Below are 17,208 nucleotides of genomic sequence, written 5' to 3' on the forward strand. Positions count from 1 at the left end.
CGAACGCCATGGCGACAATTTCGCCATCATCCGACTACCAGAAGACCGTCGAGGCGCCGGCCGTAAGTGCAACGCCCGTCGCCACGCTTCGCGATCCACGGCTGGATTTCTTCCGCGGCATCGCGATGTTCATCATCCTTCTCGCCCATACGCCAGGCAATCTGTGGACCAAGTGGATTCCGGCGCGGTGGGGGTTCTCCGACGCAACCGAGATGTTCGTGTTTTGCTCCGGCATGGCCTCGGCCATCGCGTTCGGCAAGCTTTTTCAGACCAAGGGACTGGCCATCGGCTCGGCCCGTATCGCCTTTCGGGTCTGGCAGGTCTACTGGGCGCATATCGGCCTCTTCTTCGTGGTTCTGACCTGCATGCTGGCGCTGCCCTATCTGGGCTTCACGCTGCGCGATTATGTCAGCCAACTGAACCTGCCGCCATTCATCGACAACATCGAGGGAAACCTTATCGGCCTGATGACGTTGACGTACGTCCCTAACTATTTCGACATCCTGCCCATGTACCTTGTCATCCTTGCGATGATCCCCCTGATGATGGCGCTTTCGCGTATTCAGCCGATGGTCGCACTGGGGGCCAGCGTTCTGATCTGGTGCACCGCCAATGTCGAGATGATGGAGCTTTTCGGAAGCGCCGACGTCACGCCTCTGCAACTGCCCGCGCAGCTCTGGTTTCCCGAGGGACAGGACACCCGCCCGTGGTTCTTCAACCCGTTCGGCTGGCAGCTGTGTTTCTTCACGGGCTTCGCGCTGATGATCGGCTGGCTGCCGCGGCCGCCGGTCAACCGATTTCTGATCGGAGTCGCGGTGGCCTATGTACTGTTCGCTTTCGTCTTTTCGTCAGTCGGCATGCGTTCCTATGACTGGCAGCCGGAATGGTGGACCGCCATCCGCGAGTGGCAACGCGAAACCTATGGCGACATGGGCGTGCTTCGCAACAAGACGGAATTCGGCCTCTTTCGATACCTTCACCTGCTGGCGCTCGGGTATCTGGCCTGGGTTGCAGTGGGCGAGGGAGGCAGCAACCTGAAGATCGGCCAAACATGGTCGTGGGTGGTCAACAACATCATCATGAAGGTTGGACAGCAGTCGCTTGCCGTGTTCGTCTTCTCGATGCTGTTGGCGCGGTTCCTTGGGGTCTGGCTGGATGAAACCTCGACCCTGGTCGGTGACGACCTTGTACGTGACCCCTGGACTAATGCTTTCATCAACCTGTGCGGCTTCGCCCTGCTTGTCGCCTGCGCGTACACGGCGGCCTGGTTCAAATCCACCCCATGGAAACCGCGCAAACCTGCGAGGGCTGCAGCATGAGCCACGCCATCTCTCTTTCGCGCCGCGGTCTTCTCGGCGGGGTGGCGGCGTCGGCGCTTTCGTCCGCGTTGCCGCGCCTTGCCGCCGCAACCGACGGCCCGCTTGCCTTCAGCCGCGACATGATCGTCGAGAAAGCCCGCGCCTTGTCTCGCAGCGATTTCACGCCGCGTGATACGGTACCCGAGGACTGGCGCGCGCTGAGTTACGACCAGTATCGCGATATCCGATTTCCGATCGAGCATGCGCTCTGGGCAGACACCGACCGTTCCTACAACATAGATTTCTTCGCGCCGGGGCTTTATTTTCCCCGCGCCACCAAGGTGTCCGCGGTCGAGGACGGCACCGTGCGTCCCGTGCCTTTCGATCTTGCCATGTTCGACAAGGGCGACCTTGTCCCGGATCTGACCAAGACCGCCGAAAGTCTGGGATTCTCCGGCATCCGCCTGCGCACCGATCTGGGGCATCCGGAATACAAGACCGAATTCTGCGTCTTCCAGGGCGCCAGCTATTTCCGGGCGATCGGGATCGGCCAAACCTACGGGTTATCCGGGCGGGGGCTGGCGCTTAGAACCGCCGATCCCGAGGGCGAGGAATTTCCGGAGTTCATCGAGTTCTGGCTCGAGGCTCCGGGGCCCGATCAGGCTAACATGGTCGTGCACGCCCTAATGGACAGCCCCAGCGTGACCGGGGCCTACCGCTTTGACATCGCACCCGGGCCAGCCAGCGTGATGGAGGTCGAGGCAACCCTGTTTCCGCGGGTCGAGTTGGACCACGTGGGCTTGGGACCATTGACCTCCATGTTCCTTTTCGATCAAACCAACCGCAACCAGTTCGACGATTTCCGGCCAGCCGTACACGACAATGACGGCTTGCTGATGCTGAATGGCAATGGCGAGGTGATCTGGCGTCCGCTGGCCAACCCCAGCCAGCTTCAGGTGTCCAGCTTCGTCGACACCAATCCGCGCGGTTTCGGGCTGATGCAGCGCGCCCGAAAGCTCTCCGATTTCGCCGATCTAGAGGCGCTTTATCACAACCGCCCCGGACTTTGGGTGGAACCCAAGGGGGACTGGGGCCGAGGCGCGGTGACACTGGTCGAGATTCCGACCCGGGAAGAGATCTACGACAATATCGTCGCCTATTGGCGACCGGCAGACCCCATGCCGGCGGGTCAACAGGTTGATCTATCCTACCGGCTGACCTGGGCAGCAGAGGCGCCGGTGCAGCGTGACGTGCCCCGCGTGCTGAACACTGCGATGGGCAAACGCGCCTTTGGCGAAGGTCGGGTCGTCGTGATCGATTTCGAGGATAGCCCGCTCTTCGATGACGGACCGGACGAGATCGACATGCACATCCACTCGCCGCATGTCGAGGTCAGCGATGGCGTCCTGCAACGCAACCCGGCCACGGGCGGACTGAGACTGGCGTTCAATTTCGACCCCGGCGAACGCGGGCATGTCGAACTGCGCGCGCAACTGCGCAAGGACGGACAGGACGCGTCCGAAGTGTGGCTTTACAGGTGGACAGCATGAGTATGAACGATCTGCGCGTAATGCCTCCGCTTGCCCCGCTCGACATGCCCGAGCAGGACCTTGACGCGTATTATGCCGACCCCAAGGCCCCCCCGGCCCGACCGGAAGAGCGCGTCGCGCTTTGGCGTTGTGTGGTCTTTATTCCGGCGATCCTGGCCACCATAGGCTTTGTCTGGTTCATGTGGGACTGGTTCGGCGCCGATGGCATCACCTGGGTCGAGGGCGTGTTGCTTGGCCTGATGTCGTTCAACGTATTCTGGCTTTGCCTGACGGTCACCACCGTTCTGTTGGGGATCGGCTCTCTGACACAAGCGCTGAAACGTCCCGGGCACCCGCGGCCGCTTAAGGTGGCGCTGCTGATGCCGATCTACAACGAGGTGCCGTGGTATGTCCTCGGCAACGCGCGTTCCATGCTCGAAGAACTGAGGGCGCGTGGCGGTCCGCATGATTACGCCATGTTCATCCTGAGCGATACGCGGGACGACTCCATCGCGCGGGCCGAACAGGACGCAATCCGCTCGCTACAGGCCACGCTGTCGCCGGGGCTGCGCATCTATTATCGCAGACGGGCCGAGAATATCGATCGCAAGGTCGGAAACATCACCGATTGGGTCCAGAACTGGGGCGCCGACTGGCCCGCCATGCTGGTGCTGGACGCGGACAGCCTGATGTCCGGCCGCGCGATTGGCCGCCTCACCGATGCGCTGGCGCAGGATCCCGGCGCCGGCCTCATCCAAAGCTGCCCGCAATTGATCGGCGCCAACACCGTCTTTTCCCGGATGCAGCAGTTCGCCAACGGGGTTTACGGCACCGCACTGGCCGAAGGTCTGGCCCGCTGGACCGGGCAGGAAGGCAACTACTGGGGTCATAATGCGATCATCCGCACCGAGGCTTTCGCCGCCAGTGCCGGCCTACCTCGCCTGCGTTCGCTGACGGGACGCGACCAGTTGATCATGAGCCACGATTTCGTCGAAGCCGGCCTTTTGCGCCGCGCCGGGTGGAGCGTACGGGTTTTCCCGCGCATTCGCGGCTCCTACGAGGAAACGCCGCCGACGCTGATCGACCACATTCAGCGGGACCGCCGCTGGTGCCAGGGCAACCTGCAACACCTGCGCCTTTTGTCGACGCGCGGCCTGCGGACCGCGTCACGCTTTCATATGTTTCACGGCGCCATGAGCTATCTCGCGTCACCGATCTGGTTCGCACTACTGGTTATGTGGGCGCTGATGGGACAAGGCGGCGACAAGTCGGTGTTGACCTATTTCCGCCCCGACAACCCGCTGATGCCCGCCTGGCCCGAGATGACCGAGGCGCGGCACATCCTGATCATCGCGCTGATGTATTCGCTGCTCTTGCTACCCAAGCTTCTGGGCATCCTGGTGGTGCCTCTGACACGGTCGCGCTTTGCCGAATATGGGGGGCCATGGCGTTTCGCGCTGTCATTTCTGTCCGAACTCGCGTTGTCCGTGGCCTACGCGCCTATCCTGATGGTGCAGCAGATGATCGCGGTGTTTCGCACCGTCTTTGGCTTGCAAAGCGGCTGGAGCCCTCAACAGCGCGAGGGCGGTCGTTACGGGCTGGGCACCTTGCTGATTTGCCATGCGCTGGAAACGGTAAGCGGCGTGCTTCTGGTTGCGGGCATGGCGGCGGGGCTGGTCTCATTGTGGCTCCTGCCTATCGCGGTAAGCCTTGTGCTGGCTGTGCCCCTGTCGGCGCTCAGCGGCGTGTCGTTGAAGGGGCTGGTCTCAAAGTGGATGGGCACCAAGGAATTGTGGCGCGAACCCCCGATCACCCAGGCCGCCCGACACTACCGCGCGGAACTGAAGCTGGCGCTGGAGGGCAAGCCATCTCCGCAGCAAGCCGCGGAATAGGTGCGCCTCAGCCGTCGAAAGGGGTCACGGGCAATCCCGTCTCGATCCAGCCCGGGCCAGCGTTCGAGCCCAACATCCCTTCGGGTACGTTGATGACCCGCGTGTAACCTGCCTCGGTCAGTGCGATGCTCAGCCGCGCGGATCGGACGCCGCGTGCACAAATCAGGGCGATCGGCACGTCCTTGCGCGTGCCAGTCAATGCATCGAGCTTTGCGGTGAACCCGGTATGTCGCATGTCGATCGGATGGGCGCTTTGGCCGATGCCGGTGCGCGACCACTCATCGGGCCGGCGGATATCGACAAGGATGATCTCACCCGCTTGCGCTGCCTCGAACGCGTCGCGCGCCGAGTAGGCAGGGCCGTCAAATTCCGCCATCGGCCAGACAGTCCAACCTGCCGCGGCCGCTGCGGCAACGACCAGGCCGGCACCAAGCATAGCGCGGCGGGAAAACGGCGATGGGGATTTGCGTGGCATCTATCGTCCCGGCAGAACCGATCCCAGTTTATTCCGACCCGTTGCACATGTCATAACACCTTGCCTCACCGCATCACACGTTCGCGGGACCGCGCCTGTGCAAGCCAGCCAAGCGATGCCTTGGTTTCACCCACGGGCCTGTACTCAGCGCCCAGAGGGTTGGTCCAGCCAAGCGCGTCTATCTCGCGGAAGACCATGTCATAGTCCACGTCGCCGTGATCCGGCGCACCACGGTCCGGAACCGCGGCGAACTGGATATGTCCAACATCCGGCAGGACCGCCCGCAATCGCGCGATTACGTTTCCCTCGACCCGTGCCACATGGTAGCAATCGAACATCAACTTAATGTTCGGCGCGCCAACTTCAGCGATCACTTCTTGCGCCTGGGCAGTGGTGCGAAGAAAATAGCCCGGCACGTCGAACGGGTTGATCGGTTCGATCAGAATCGTACGATCGGGGGCAATGTCACAGGCATAGGAAAGGTTCTCCAGGAACGCCGTCTTTGCCGCCGGTCCCTCGGCCTTGCCCGCCATGACGTGAATCGCACCGGCACCGGCTACGCGCGCATATTCGGCAGCGGCACCAATCGCCGCGCGCGCTTCTGCGCCACGATCGGTCAGGGCGGCGAGGCCAAAGTCTCCGGCATCGGCATTGCCCCACGCGGTATTCAGGCTCAACAAGGGCAGGCCGGTCTCGAGCAGCGCGTTACGTAAAACGTCGGGGGCTGTATCATACGGGCAATGGCATTCCACCGCGTCGAAACCGGCTCCTGCGGCGGCCCGGATGGCCTCCGGCAGAGCCAGCTGGGCCCAGAGAAAACCGAGATTGGCGGAAAACCTTGGCATGAAACCTGCTTCAACCCGCTTTTGCAGACAGGATGACCCTGCTAGATCGCAATCATAGACGACAGTTTGACCGAAGGGAAAACACGATGAAGGCCGTGATGTTCGAGCGGTTCGGCGAAACGCCCAAAATCGCGACGCTGCCGGACCCGACGCCGGATGCCAAGGGTGTCGTGATCGAGGTTGGCGCGACGGGCGTGTGCCGCAGCGACTGGCACGGCTGGATGGGACACGACCCCGACATCACGCTGCCGCACGTTCCAGGGCACGAGCTTGCCGGGCGGATCGCGGCAGTCGGAAATGAGGTGCGCCAGTGGCAGGTCGGAGACCGGGTAACGGTGCCGTTCGCCGGCGGCTGCGGCGCTTGCCCGGAATGCCACGCGGGTCATCAGCAGGTCTGTCACAACCAGTTCCAGCCCGGCTTCACCCATTGGGGTTCCTTTGCGCAGTTCGTCGCCATCGGACAGGCCGATTTGAATTTGGTCGCTCTGCCCGACACGATGTCATTCGAGACCGCCGCGAGCCTGGGTTGCCGGTTTGCCACGGCCTTCCGCGCGGTTGTCGACCAAGGCCGTAGCCGGGCCGGAGAATGGGTCGCGGTGCATGGCTGCGGCGGAGTCGGGCTCTCCGCGCTGATGATCGCGCGGGCCATCGGAGCGAATACCGTGGCCATCGACATCTCGGACGACAAGCTTGCTCTCGCCAGGGGCTGCGGAGCAACCACGACGGTGAACGCCAACATGGTGGCTGACATCGTCGAAGCGGTGCGCGACGCCACTGGCGGCGGCGCGCATGTCTCACTGGATGCGCTCGGTCATCCGACGACCTTTTTCAATTCCGTCTCCAGCCTGCGCAGACGCGGGCGTCACGTGCAGGTCGGCCTGCTTCTCGCCAATCAGGCCACCCCGGCTACGCCAATGGCGAAGGTCATTGGCGAAGAGCTTGAAATCCTCGGCAGCCACGGGATGCAAGCGCATCGCTACGATGCCATGCTTGCGATGATTCAGTCAGGCCTCGTGTCCCCCGACAAGTTGATCGGCAATCGGATTGCACTCGAGGCATCCATTGACGCGCTCACATCCATGGACAGCTTCGCAGGCGTCGGCGCGACGGTCATTACCGGGTTCTGACAGGTATCTGGTTCAAGGTCGCCGGTCGGGCCGCCATGTGAGCTTTCTCTGAAGTAATCAAAAATACAGAGAACAAGTCGCTTTGGAGGCTCAAAACCGTTGAAGCTCTCCAGAAGACCGTTTTGCATTGGCTTGCCTGGCGGGCCCTTGTTTTATTGGTCGGAGTGAGAGGATTCGAACCTCCGGCCCCTGCCTCCCGAAGACAGTGCTCTACCAGGCTGAGCTACACTCCGACCGTAAGCCCGCCGATTATACCGGCGCAAATATTTTTGCAAGGGCAGATCGTCGGGAACTCGGAAGTGCGGGAAGGCGTTTACGACGGATCATGAGCTTTCATTTTGAACCCCATGCGCCCCTGCCGGAAGAGGTGCACAGGGTCGCCGAGGACCAATTGAACCGCGCCCTCGCCGCGACCGAATGCGCCGGCGACGATGTCGATGGCGCCGTGCACGACCTGCGCAAGCGCATGAAGAAGCTTCGAGGACTGGCGAGGCTGGTCCGAACGGGGTTGGGAGATACTTATAACGAAAAAAACAAACGCTTTCGTGATATAGCACGGCTGTTTTCAGATATTCGGGATCCGCAGGTGCTGTGCGAAACACTGGACACCCTGCAACAGGCAGCAAACGACGATGCAGCCGGGCAGAGCTTTCAGCCGCTCAGGGCTTGGGCGCAGGATCGGCGCGACCGCGTTCTGACTTCTGGCGACCTCGGTGACCGCATGTCCACCGCCCGCAACAGGCTGCGGGACGCTCTTGCCGACGTCGACGCGTGGCGCATCGATGGTCCTCCGGAGGACATTTTGCGGAAAGGCCTGAAAAAGACGTACAAGCGCGCCCGCAAACGCTACGACTTCGTTCAGGAAACGCCAGGCCCCGGCCCGCTTCACGAGTGGCGCAAGCGGGTAAAATACCATTGGTATCATTGCCGCCTGCTACGCGAAGGATGGCCTGAGATCCTGAAGCCACAGATCGACGCGCTTGACCGGCTCGGCGATCTGCTTGGCGACGATCATGACCTCGTCGTTCTGGTTGACACGCTGGAGGCGGAAGACGCGCCGGACGCCGCGCGCAACGTTATCGCCCGCTGCGCTGCGGAGCAGAGCCATTGCCTCAGGCGAGCCGCCTTCGCGCTCGCGCCACGCCTCATGCTCGAAAAGCCGGCGGCCCTGTCCCGGCGGATCGCCGGATACTGGGACGTTGCCTCGGATTAAAGGCCGTCAGACAAGGCCGCGACGATTGCATCGCCCATCTGGCTGGTCGACACCGGCTCGACCCCCTCTTCACCAAGCAGGTCTGCGGTGCGCAAACCATCGGCCAGCACCTTTTCGACCGCCGCCTCCAGTCGCGTCGCCTCGTCTCCCTGATCAAAGCTGTACCGCAGGGCCATTGCAAAGCTCAGGATGCAGGCGATTGGATTGGCCTTGCCCTGCCCGGCGATATCGGGCGCCGAGCCGTGTACCGGCTCGTAAAGCGCCTTGGGCCGCCCATTGGCCATTGGCGCGCCGAGGCTGGCAGAGGGCAGCATCCCAAGGCTGCCTGTTAGCATGGCCGCGGCGTCCGACAGAAGGTCTCCGAAAAGGTTGTCCGTGACGATCACGTCGAACTGCTTGGGCCAGCGGCATAGCTGCATGGCACCGGCGTCGGCATACATGTGGCTCAGTTCGACGTCCGGGTAATCCTCGTCATGCACCTTTTGCACCACTTCGCGCCAGAGGATGCCAGATTCCATGACGTTGGCCTTTTCCATCGAGCAGACCTTGTTCGAGCGGCGCCGCGCCAGTTCGAACGCAGACCGCGCGACACGGTCGATTTCGGACTCGGTGTACCGCTGGGTGTTGATGCCGACCCGTTCATTGCCTTCCTGGACGATACCACGCGGCTCTCCGAAATAGATGCCACTGGTCAGTTCGCGGATGATCACGATGTCCAGGCCCGCAACCACGTCCCTTTTCAGGCTCGAGAAATCCGCCAGGGCGTCAAAGCACTGTGCGGGGCGCAGGTTGGAATAAAGGTCCATCTCCTTGCGCAGACGCAACAGGCCGCGCTCCGGCTTCACCGAAAAATCCAGGTTGTCGTACTTCGGACCGCCGACAGCGCCGAGCAGAACCGCGTCCACGGATTGCGCCTTTTCCATCGTGTCGTCATGCAGCGGCGTGCCGTGCTTGTCATAGGCCGCGCCGCCGACCAGATCCTCGCTTACGTCAAAGGAAAGCCCGCGGTTGGCTCCGAACCAGTCGATCACCTTGCGGACCTCTACCATCACCTCGGGACCGATCCCGTCGCCGGGCAAAATAAGAAGCGAGGGCGTGCTCATGTGCAATCCTTTCGAAACACTGTCGTTGCCACCGCGTAGCCCGAGCAGCGGGAAGGGTCAAGAAAGGTACGGCTTCAATCCCTTTGCCAGCGCCTCCCAGACCACTGCAATCCTCGGGGTGCTGCGCAGGGCTTGATGCGTGGCCAGCCAGACCGGAAGGCTTGGCAGGTCAATGTCGAAGTCCAGGTCCTCGACATCGTCGTGCAGGGCTCCGAGGGCTTTCATTCCAAATCCGATCCCACATCCCGCGCGGACAAGCTCCCACCCCACCGTGTGACTGTCGCAGCGAAAGGCAAACATCTCGCGCGAGGCTGGCATGCCGCGTTCCTGCATACCCCGGATGATCTCTTCGTTGCGATCATATCCGATCAGGGGATGATCATAGAGATCCATGAACGTGCGCGGGCGCCCTGCTTGTTGCAGATAGGCACGCGACGCGAACAGGCTGAGCGGGAAGTCTCCGAGGTGACGTACGACAAGTTCAAGCTGTTCGGGCCGGTACATGCGGACGGCGATATCGGCCTCGCGGAACAAAAGGTTCTCGGTGCTATCCGATGGCATCACGTCGATGCTGATGCCCGGATGTTCGTCCCGCAGCCGTGCCAGGATCGGCGGCAGGATGTAGACCGAAACGGTCTCGCTGGCCGTCAGTCGCACCGCACCCGTGGCTTGGGTTTGCTGGCCGGCGGCGGTCAGCTCGATCTCGACCATGGCACGATGCATGGCGCGGGCGGGCTCTAGCAGCGACCGCCCGCTCTCGGTCAAGTCCAGGCCTTTCGGCTTGCGATGGAACAGGACCTGTCCCAGTTGCTCTTCCAACTGCCGGACCTGTCTCCCGAGTGTTGGCTGGCTGGCCCCGACCATCCGCGCCGCGGCGGACAGCGAGCCCTTCTCAGCGACGGCGAGAAATGCGCGGATCAACGACCAATCCAGATCAGACATGCGGCTTACCATTCACAAATGCATACCCAATGCGCAGAAATTGGCAATTCCCATTCTCACGCAATTATCTAACGTGACGTCAAATTCAGACCGTGCGGAGCGAAAGCCGATGCAGAAAACCGTTCTTGTACTTGGCGCCACCGGGCGTTTCGGCCGTCATGCAGCCGAAGCGTTCTGGAATGCTGGCTGGACCGTCCAGTTGTTCGACCGCCGGCGCGACGATCTGATGAAAGCGTCCCGTGGCGCGGACATCATCATTGCCGCATGGAACCCGCCTTACCCCCTGTGGCGGACCCACCTTCCCCGGCTTCACGCCGAGGTTCAGGCCGCGGCCCGAACCTCCGGTGCGACGGTTCTGCTGCCCGGAAACGCTTATGTCTACGCGCCCGACGCCACGGTGCCCTGGTCAGAGGCCACGCCTCAGGCCGCACCCACGCCGCTGGGGCACGTCAGGCAGAAAATCGAACAGGGCTACCGCGACAGCGGTGTGCAGACGATCCTGCTGCGCGCCGGCGATTTCATCGACACAGACGCGACAGCGGGCTGGTTCGACCGTGTTTTGCTCTCGCGCATCAGCCAGGGGCAACTGCTTTATCCCGGCAAAACGACCGCTCTGCACGCCTGGGCCTTTCTGCCCGATCTGGCCCGGGCCGCCGAACACCTTTCGCGGCAAAAGCACAGCTTGGGAACGTTCGAGGAAATTATATTCCCCGGCTACGCCGTGACGGGCGAACATCTCGCCGGCTATCTGTCGCGGATTGCAGGTCGCACGGTCACCGCGCGACGGATGCCGTGGCTGCCGCTGCACATGACAGCGCCCGTCTGGCCCATGGCTCAGGCACTCTTGGAACTGCGCTATCTCTGGGACACGCCTCACAGCCTCGCCTCGATCCGCCTGCACGACCTGTGTCCCACCTACCGCGATACGGACATCGAAGACGCGCTCGGTCAGGCCGCTGCTGGGCGGTTGGCCCAGGCCCGGCAGCAGCGCTGCGTCCAGCCTTGTCACTTCACCAGGAGGTCGACCCAGACAAGCCTGTGACGGCTCGCCTCCGCCTCACCCCGCGTCATGCCGCTATCCACGGCGCGCAAGTCGATGGACGGCAGCACATAACTGACCCGCAGCGATCCCGGATCGGGCGCGGGCCAGTCCACCGTGTCGAGGTGAGGATCACCCTTGTGCGCGCCAACCTTCGCCTCGGCGCTATCGCGCATCGGCTTGGGGTCAGCTAACCTATCATCTGCCAGAAGGCGCCGTATTGCCGCTTTGCGCCCTTCTCCGTCGACAGGATCAAGATTGGCATCGCCGGCAAGCACGAACCGCTTGACCGGCGCCTCGCCAAGCAAGCCATCGAGATAATGCAGCCAAAAGACAATCTCGTCGTGGTTCCGGCGACCGTTCCGATCTTCCGGTCCGTCAAAGACCGGCGGGCTGGCATGAAAGGTCAAAAGCCGCAGGGTTGTATCTCCAACCTGAATTGGGACATCCCAATGCGCCACGGTCGACAGCCGCTGAACGGCGGCGACACCCGGGGACAGCAACGGCGACCCGTCCATAAGTTGCAGTTGTGCACCCGGCATGTCGCGCCACAGGTATCCGCTCAGGTCTCGCACATCGTCATTCAAGATCGGGAATCGTGACAGAACCGCCATGCCGCCCTGGCCCGCAAACTCTCCGTATCCCTGCGCGTCCCTGGCGCGCCCTAGCCGGCCGTCGCCGTCTAGATCCAGCCCTGTGGCCATTCCGGAGTTGGGGCGCAGCGCAAGAGCATGGGGCATGTCATATCCGTAGTGCGCAACCCGCCGGCCCAGTGCGCGCAAGGCGGTAAGGTCATGGTCATAGTCGATGCCCTGCAATGCGATGATGTCGGGCCTTGCCGCCGCGATGGTCCGTGCCACCGTCTCGACCTGCGGATCATCCTCGGACAAGATATCACGCAGCAGCAGCCCGGGGCCATTTCGCTCAAGCTCGGCATTGAACGTGGCAACGCGGATCTTGGTCTCGGAAAACGCGGGCCATGCCCCCGCGATGCAGACCAGGAGTCCGGCAATCAGGCTTTCTGCAAGCCTTCGGCCTCGGCCTTGGCGTAGACGCGCCGGCGTTTCTCTTCTATCAGCTCGGCCACGCGCATCAATGCGATGCCGCGCATCAGGATGCTTGCAGGAAGAAGGGCCCATACGGTCATCATCCAAATCAGAGTTTGTTCGCTCTGGAACGACACCGGCTCGATCACCAGCGATGCCGCCTTCACGATCGCCGGGATCAAGAATGGCAGCAAAGCCCCTAACACAATGTTAAGACCCGAGTCGCGACGCAGCCGGTCCACGATATCGCCCCCTCGGGTGGGGTCGAACAGCGGCAGGTTCACCCAGACGTTGAAGGCTCCGTTGCGCATAGGCCACCCCAGAAGGCGCACAAGAATGACAAAGACCAGAATCATCACCAGCGACACGCTGTAGGCCACCCCCGCCGCGATCCGGACGCTGTTGGCCAAGTCCAGCGTCGCGTCGGGCGGCAACATCAGCACGACAAGCCGCACCGGCGAGAACGGAAAGTCCATCGCGTTGCCGATTGCCTGGGCGAAGTAAGTGATTATCAGGGTGATCGCGCTCGGCTCGATCTTGCCGCGCGCAATCAGCGACAGCAAGACGACCACCAGGACCAGCGCCAGGAATTTCAGCCGGTTGAAAGGCGGGGCAAACCGGAATTCGACGATACTCGGGTACCGGCCAAAATACTCGATGAAGGTCAGAAGCGAAAAGAGCAGCGCGATCACCACGACGATCTGTGCCGTGTCCGTCGCGACCGACGGCAGCACTAGGGCCGGTGTCGCCACCAGCAAAGCCACGAGTATGGCACGCGTCAGCGCGCTGATGATCTGCGAAACCACTGCCCGGTTCCCTCGCAACTGGCCTGCCGCGGTGCGATGCCGCGACATTGTTCCAATTCGGGTCCGTCGATTATGACGGCTTGCCTCATTCTTGCCCAATTTTTGCCTTCTTTCACCATTCGGCTCAAGACACCAAGTCGTTAGACTTAGAATTTCCGGCGATTTGATGGTGAGGGTGGTGCCGGTTTGCATCAATTTATTGACGGGTTCGAGGCACCGTTGTGGTCACCCGCTACATGTGGGGGGTTCAGGCTAAGCTACCACAATAATTCACTAATATTCGTTGCAATTCTGATTAACTTTTTAATCTAACGATTGCGCCGGCCGCACAAGGCAACCGGCGCATCTCTTGCGTTTTCTGGATCAGACCCAAGGACGCTCCGTCGCCGCTTTAGCCTCGAACGCGTCGATCGAAGCGGCCTTCTCCATAGTCAGTCCGATGTCGTCCAGCCCATTGAGCAGGCAGTGCTTGCGCCAGGGGTCCACGTCGAATCCAATGGTGCCGCCATCCGGGCCGGTGATTTCCTGGTTTTCCAGATCAACGGTCAGCACCGCGTTCGCCCCGCGCTCCGCGTCGTCCATCAACTCGTCCACCTTCTCCTGCGGAAGCGCGATGGGCAGGATGCCGTTCTTGAAACAATTGTTGTAGAAGATGTCGGCAAAACTGGTCGAGATCACACAGCGAATTCCGAAATCAAGCAGAGCCCACGGCGCGTGCTCGCGGCTGGAGCCGCACCCGAAATTATCCCCGGCCACGAGGATTTTCGCCTCGCGATAGGCCGGCTGGTTCAGCACGAAATCGGGGATCTCGTTGCCATCGTCGTCATAGCGCATTTCGTCGAAGAGGTTCGCACCCAACCCAGACCGCTTGATCGTCTTCAGGAACTGTTTCGGAATGATCATGTCGGTGTCGATGTTGACCAGCGGCATCGGCGCTGCGACGCCGGTCAGTTTCACGAATTTTTCCATCACATGATCTCCCGGATGTCAGTCAGCTTGCCGGTCACCGCCGCTGCGGCCGCCATGGCCGGGCTCATCAGGTGGGTCCGTCCGCCGCGGCCCTGCCGGCCCTCGAAGTTGCGGTTCGACGTGGCCGCGCACCGTTCACCCGGCTGCAGCTGGTCGGGGTTCATGGCCAGGCACATGGAACAGCCCGCAAGCCGCCACTCGAAGCCGGCCTCGGTAAAGATCTCGGCCAAGCCTTCCTCCTCGGCCTGCGCGCGGACAAGGCCAGAGCCGGGCACAACCATCGCCCGCTTCACCTTGATCTTCTTGCCTTTCAGGATCTCGGCTGCGGCGCGCAGGTCTTCGATCCGGCCATTGGTGCAAGACCCGATAAAGACCGTGTCGATCTCGATATCCTTCAGCTTCTGACCGGGCTTGAGACCCATGTATTCCAACGCGCGCTTGGCCGCCTCGGTCTTGCCGCCGGTAAAGCTTTCGGGTGCAGGCACCTCTCCGTCGATCGGCAGCACGTCCTCGGGGCTGGTGCCCCAGGTGACGACCGGCGCGATATCCTCGCCCTTGATCGTGATCACTTTGTCCCAATGGGCGTCGTCATCGGAATACAGCGTCTTCCACCAGTCCATGGCGGCTTCCCACTGTGCGCCCTTCGGTGCATGGGGCCGGCCCTTGATGTACGCGAAGGTCTTTTCATCGGGTGCGATCAGGCCCGCGCGTGCGCCGCCTTCGATCGCCATGTTGCAGACGGTCATCCGTCCTTCCATCGAAAGGTCGCGGATGGCCTCGCCGCAATATTCGATGACATAGCCCGTACCGCCAGCGGTCCCGGTGCGGCCGATCACCGAAAGCGTGATATCCTTGGCTGTCACACCGGGGCGCAGCTTACCGGTGATCTCGACCTTCATATTCTTCGACTTGGTCTGGATCAGGGTCTGGGTCGCCAGCACGTGCTCGACCTCCGACGTGCCGATCCCGTGCGCCAGTGCACCGAACGCGCCATGGGTCGCTGTGTGGCTGTCGCCGCAAACCACGGTCATGCCCGGCAAGGTCCAGCCCTGTTCCGGGCCAACGATATGCACGATTCCCTGCCGTACGTCGCTGACCGGATAATAATGGATGCCGAAATCCTTGGCGTTCTTGTCCAGCGCGGCCACCTGGGTGCGGCTGTCCTCGGGCATGGCATCGGGATTCTCGCGCCCCTCTGTGGTCGGCACGTTGTGGTCCGGCACGGCAATGGTCTTGTCCGGTGCGCGCACCTTACGGTTCGCCATGCGCAGCCCTTCAAAGGCCTGCGGGCTCGTCACCTCGTGCACGAGATGCCGGTCGATATAAAGCAGGCAGGTGCCGTCCTCGGCCTCATGTGCCAGGTGGGCATCCCAGATCTTGTCATAAAGTGTCTTGGGGGACATCGGTCCTCTCCCGTCGTGTCAGTGAAATCTCAAAATGGCAGGTATCGGCACCGCCTTATAGGCGTGCCAGAACCGTGCAGGCCGCACCGAAGAAACGCCAGGGCAGGCGCGCACGATCGTCCATGTCGAAAACCCGTATCATCACTGTCAGATACAACCCCGCTCCGAGTCTATCAAGAGCACAACGAAACCGCGGACCGAACCGCCTCTTCTTCTGGCCGTAAATATCCCGGGGGTTCGGTTGAAGCAGCGCTTCAACCCTGGGGGCTGGCCCCCAATCCATCAAGCCTGCGCGGCGCGGCCGCCCCTTCGGATCACGCCTCAATCCGGCGCCAGCATGTATCCTTCGCCGCGCACCGTCTGCAAATAGCGCGGCTGCTTCGGGTCGGCCTCGATCTTGCGCCGCAACCGAGTGATCTGAACATCCACCGCGCGTTCCTGCGCCTGCCCCTTGTCGCGCCCCAGATCCTCGACCAGCTTGGTGCGGCTAACCGGCTCGCGCAGGTTCTCGGCAAAGATGCGCATCAGCTGAACCTCGGTTGCCGTCAGCCGGACAAGGTCTTCACCGCGCATCAGTTCCGACCGTTCGATATCGAAACGCACCGGGCCCATGCTCAGAACTTTCGGCGCGATCTGTTCCGGTGCGGGCTCCGGCATCCGCCGCAAGATCGCGTTGATCCGCAACAACAGCTCCTTGGGCTCGAACGGTTTGGGAAGATAGTCGTCCGCACCGGCCTCGAGCCCCGCGATACGCTCGTCGGTCTCACCCTTTGCGGTCAACAATAGAATGGGCGTTTGAATCTTCTCGCGCAACGCCCGTGTCAGCATCACGCCATCCTCGCCGGGCATCATCACGTCCATCACGATCAGGTCGAACTCCAACCCCAACAGAACACGACGCGCGTGGCTGGCATCCCGCGCCACAGATACCAGAAAACCGTTGCGCGCAAGGAACTTGCGCAGAAGATCGCGGATGCGCTCGTCGTCATCGATGATCAGCAGGTGAGGCGCCGGATCGTTCATTTATCTGTCTCCCGGATCGCATGATACTTTCGGCGCATGTCAGGGTCCATCATTGCTTCCAGCACTTGCCGGAACCCCGCGACGGCCTCGGGGCCCGCCTTGCGATACGCGGCCCGCATTCGAGCGCGCTGTGCGTCCGAAAGGGTCTGCTCAAGCGCGCGGCCCTTGTCCGTCAGGGTCAGGTTGCGTTCACGCCGGTCCGATTTGCCCTGCCGGCTTTCCACCAGCCCGTCCTCGACCAGAGTTCGCAGTACACGGTTCAGCGACTGCTTGGTCACGCCGAGGATGCCCAGCAGGTTGTTGACCGTGGTACCCGGCCGCCGCGCGATGAAATGCAGCGCGCGGTGATGCGCACGGCCATAGGCCATGGTGGCAAGGATGCGATCCGGGTCCGCAGTGAACCCCCGGTAGGCGAAGAACATCGCCTCGATCCCCTGGCGCAGCTGTTCATCAGTCAGGAACAGCAGGCTTTCGCCGCTATGCACCTCGGCCATCATC

Annotated in this window: 16 protein-coding genes and 1 tRNA gene; 6 read left to right on the top strand and 11 right to left on the bottom strand. The window is 62.2% G+C overall.

All coding sequences use genetic code 11. The annotated features are described in order from the left end of the window. Window positions 1-8: 8 nt before the first annotated feature. The 3 genes from RBB31_RS07750 to mdoH are packed head-to-tail and all read left to right on the top strand — an operon-like array spanning window position 9 to window position 4,719. Complete coding sequence (locus tag RBB31_RS07750) at window positions 9-1,319, top strand: OpgC family protein (RefSeq protein ID WP_306128708.1); 1,311 nt, start codon at window positions 9-11, stop codon at window positions 1,317-1,319. Beyond that, window positions 1,316-2,848: a glucan biosynthesis protein gene (locus tag RBB31_RS07755; RefSeq protein ID WP_306128709.1), complete on the top strand. Its 1,533-nt coding sequence runs from the start codon at window positions 1,316-1,318 to the stop codon at window positions 2,846-2,848. Before RBB31_RS07750 ends, RBB31_RS07755 begins: the two co-directional genes overlap by 4 nt. A gap of 2 nt (window positions 2,849-2,850) precedes the next feature. Beyond that, window positions 2,851-4,719: a glucans biosynthesis glucosyltransferase MdoH gene (mdoH, locus tag RBB31_RS07760; RefSeq protein ID WP_306128796.1), complete on the top strand. Its 1,869-nt coding sequence runs from the start codon at window positions 2,851-2,853 to the stop codon at window positions 4,717-4,719. 7 nt (window positions 4,720-4,726) lie between these two features. Here the strand turns inward: mdoH and RBB31_RS07765 are convergent, their stop codons facing one another. Continuing rightward, window positions 4,727-5,095 (bottom strand): rhodanese-like domain-containing protein, encoded by a 369-nt coding sequence (locus RBB31_RS07765; RefSeq protein WP_371931307.1) that lies wholly within the window; start codon window positions 5,093-5,095, stop codon window positions 4,727-4,729. Between the two features lie 164 nt (window positions 5,096-5,259). Continuing rightward, window positions 5,260-6,039, bottom strand: coding sequence for a hydroxypyruvate isomerase family protein (locus RBB31_RS07770; protein WP_306128711.1), 780 nt, complete (start codon window positions 6,037-6,039; stop codon window positions 5,260-5,262). A gap of 86 nt (window positions 6,040-6,125) precedes the next feature. On the opposite strand from RBB31_RS07770, the gene RBB31_RS07775 reads away from it, so the two are divergent. After that, the gene (locus RBB31_RS07775) at window positions 6,126-7,166 is read left to right on the top strand and encodes a zinc-dependent alcohol dehydrogenase family protein (RefSeq protein ID WP_371931310.1); all 1,041 of its coding nucleotides are present in this window, start codon (window positions 6,126-6,128) and stop codon (window positions 7,164-7,166) included. A gap of 156 nt (window positions 7,167-7,322) precedes the next feature. On the opposite strand, the gene RBB31_RS07780 is transcribed toward RBB31_RS07775, so the two are convergent. Beyond that, a tRNA-Pro gene (locus tag RBB31_RS07780) sits at window positions 7,323-7,399 on the bottom strand. Window positions 7,400-7,491: 92 nt separating this feature from the next. Between RBB31_RS07780 and RBB31_RS07785 the strand changes: the two genes are divergently transcribed. Continuing rightward, window positions 7,492-8,379 (top strand): CHAD domain-containing protein, encoded by an 888-nt coding sequence (locus tag RBB31_RS07785; RefSeq protein ID WP_306128713.1) that lies wholly within the window; start codon window positions 7,492-7,494, stop codon window positions 8,377-8,379. Here the strand turns inward: RBB31_RS07785 and leuB are convergent. Together leuB and RBB31_RS07795 are read right to left on the bottom strand one after the other, a co-directional pair. Beyond that, complete coding sequence (gene leuB, locus RBB31_RS07790) at window positions 8,376-9,482, bottom strand: 3-isopropylmalate dehydrogenase (RefSeq protein ID WP_306128714.1); 1,107 nt, start codon at window positions 9,480-9,482, stop codon at window positions 8,376-8,378. The two genes, RBB31_RS07785 and leuB, sit on opposite strands and share 4 nt — an antisense overlap. A 57-nt stretch (window positions 9,483-9,539) precedes the next feature. Further along, complete coding sequence (locus RBB31_RS07795; protein ID WP_306128715.1) at window positions 9,540-10,424, bottom strand: LysR family transcriptional regulator; 885 nt, start codon at window positions 10,422-10,424, stop codon at window positions 9,540-9,542. Between RBB31_RS07795 and RBB31_RS07800 the strand changes: the two genes are divergently transcribed. Further along, a complete protein-coding gene (locus RBB31_RS07800) occupies window positions 10,423-11,466 on the top strand; it encodes an epimerase (RefSeq protein ID WP_306128716.1) in 1,044 nt (347 codons plus the stop codon). The genes RBB31_RS07795 and RBB31_RS07800 overlap by 2 nt on opposite strands. Here RBB31_RS07800 and RBB31_RS07805 read toward each other — a convergent pair. The 6 genes from RBB31_RS07805 to RBB31_RS07830 form a co-directional block, all read right to left on the bottom strand. Then, window positions 11,430-12,353, bottom strand: a complete 924-nt coding sequence (locus tag RBB31_RS07805) for an endonuclease/exonuclease/phosphatase family protein (protein ID WP_306128717.1) — start codon at window positions 12,351-12,353, stop codon at window positions 11,430-11,432. The genes RBB31_RS07800 and RBB31_RS07805 overlap by 37 nt on opposite strands. 122 nt (window positions 12,354-12,475) lie before the next feature. Beyond that, entirely contained in the window at window positions 12,476-13,315 is an 840-nt protein-coding gene (locus RBB31_RS07810) for a hypothetical protein (RefSeq protein WP_306128718.1), read from the bottom strand. A 363-nt stretch (window positions 13,316-13,678) separates the two neighbouring features. Further along, a complete protein-coding gene (leuD, locus tag RBB31_RS07815) occupies window positions 13,679-14,284 on the bottom strand; it encodes a 3-isopropylmalate dehydratase small subunit (protein ID WP_306128719.1) in 606 nt (201 codons plus the stop codon). Further along, complete coding sequence (gene leuC, locus RBB31_RS07820; RefSeq protein WP_306128720.1) at window positions 14,284-15,687, bottom strand: 3-isopropylmalate dehydratase large subunit; 1,404 nt, start codon at window positions 15,685-15,687, stop codon at window positions 14,284-14,286. The genes leuD and leuC overlap by 1 nt, the downstream gene beginning before the upstream one ends. A gap of 321 nt (window positions 15,688-16,008) precedes the next feature. Continuing rightward, complete coding sequence (locus RBB31_RS07825) at window positions 16,009-16,710, bottom strand: response regulator (RefSeq protein ID WP_306128721.1); 702 nt, start codon at window positions 16,708-16,710, stop codon at window positions 16,009-16,011. Continuing rightward, window positions 16,707-17,204, bottom strand: coding sequence for a MarR family winged helix-turn-helix transcriptional regulator (locus RBB31_RS07830; RefSeq protein ID WP_306128797.1), 498 nt, complete (start codon window positions 17,202-17,204; stop codon window positions 16,707-16,709). The genes RBB31_RS07825 and RBB31_RS07830 overlap by 4 nt, the downstream gene beginning before the upstream one ends. Between the last annotated feature and the right edge of the window lie 4 nt (window positions 17,205-17,208).

It is taken from the genome of Roseovarius sp. MMSF_3350 (assembly GCF_030733425.1).
GTDB lineage: Bacteria > Pseudomonadota > Alphaproteobacteria > Rhodobacterales > Rhodobacteraceae > Roseovarius.

Coding starts and splice junctions, on each gene's coding strand:
- RBB31_RS07785 (WP_306128713.1), top strand. CDS start 7,492: ATGAGCTTTCATTTTGAACCCCATGCGCCCCTGCCGGAAGAGGTGCAC.
- RBB31_RS07800 (WP_306128716.1), top strand. CDS start 10,423: ATGCGGCTTACCATTCACAAATGCATACCCAATGCGCAGAAATTGGCA.
- leuD (WP_306128719.1), bottom strand. CDS start 14,284: ATGGAAAAATTCGTGAAACTGACCGGCGTCGCAGCGCCGATGCCGCTG.
- mdoH (WP_306128796.1), top strand. CDS start 2,851: ATGAACGATCTGCGCGTAATGCCTCCGCTTGCCCCGCTCGACATGCCC.
- RBB31_RS07750 (WP_306128708.1), top strand. CDS start 9: ATGGCGACAATTTCGCCATCATCCGACTACCAGAAGACCGTCGAGGCG.
- RBB31_RS07765 (WP_371931307.1), bottom strand. CDS start 5,095: ATGGCGGAATTTGACGGCCCTGCCTACTCGGCGCGCGACGCGTTCGAG.
- RBB31_RS07755 (WP_306128709.1), top strand. CDS start 1,316: ATGAGCCACGCCATCTCTCTTTCGCGCCGCGGTCTTCTCGGCGGGGTG.
- RBB31_RS07770 (WP_306128711.1), bottom strand. CDS start 6,039: ATGCCAAGGTTTTCCGCCAATCTCGGTTTTCTCTGGGCCCAGCTGGCT.
- RBB31_RS07825 (WP_306128721.1), bottom strand. CDS start 16,710: ATGAACGATCCGGCGCCTCACCTGCTGATCATCGATGACGACGAGCGC.
- RBB31_RS07775 (WP_371931310.1), top strand. CDS start 6,126: ATGAAGGCCGTGATGTTCGAGCGGTTCGGCGAAACGCCCAAAATCGCG.
- RBB31_RS07795 (WP_306128715.1), bottom strand. CDS start 10,424: ATGTCTGATCTGGATTGGTCGTTGATCCGCGCATTTCTCGCCGTCGCT.
- leuB (WP_306128714.1), bottom strand. CDS start 9,482: ATGAGCACGCCCTCGCTTCTTATTTTGCCCGGCGACGGGATCGGTCCC.
- RBB31_RS07830 (WP_306128797.1), bottom strand. CDS start 17,204: ATGGCCGAGGTGCATAGCGGCGAAAGCCTGCTGTTCCTGACTGATGAA.
- leuC (WP_306128720.1), bottom strand. CDS start 15,687: ATGTCCCCCAAGACACTTTATGACAAGATCTGGGATGCCCACCTGGCA.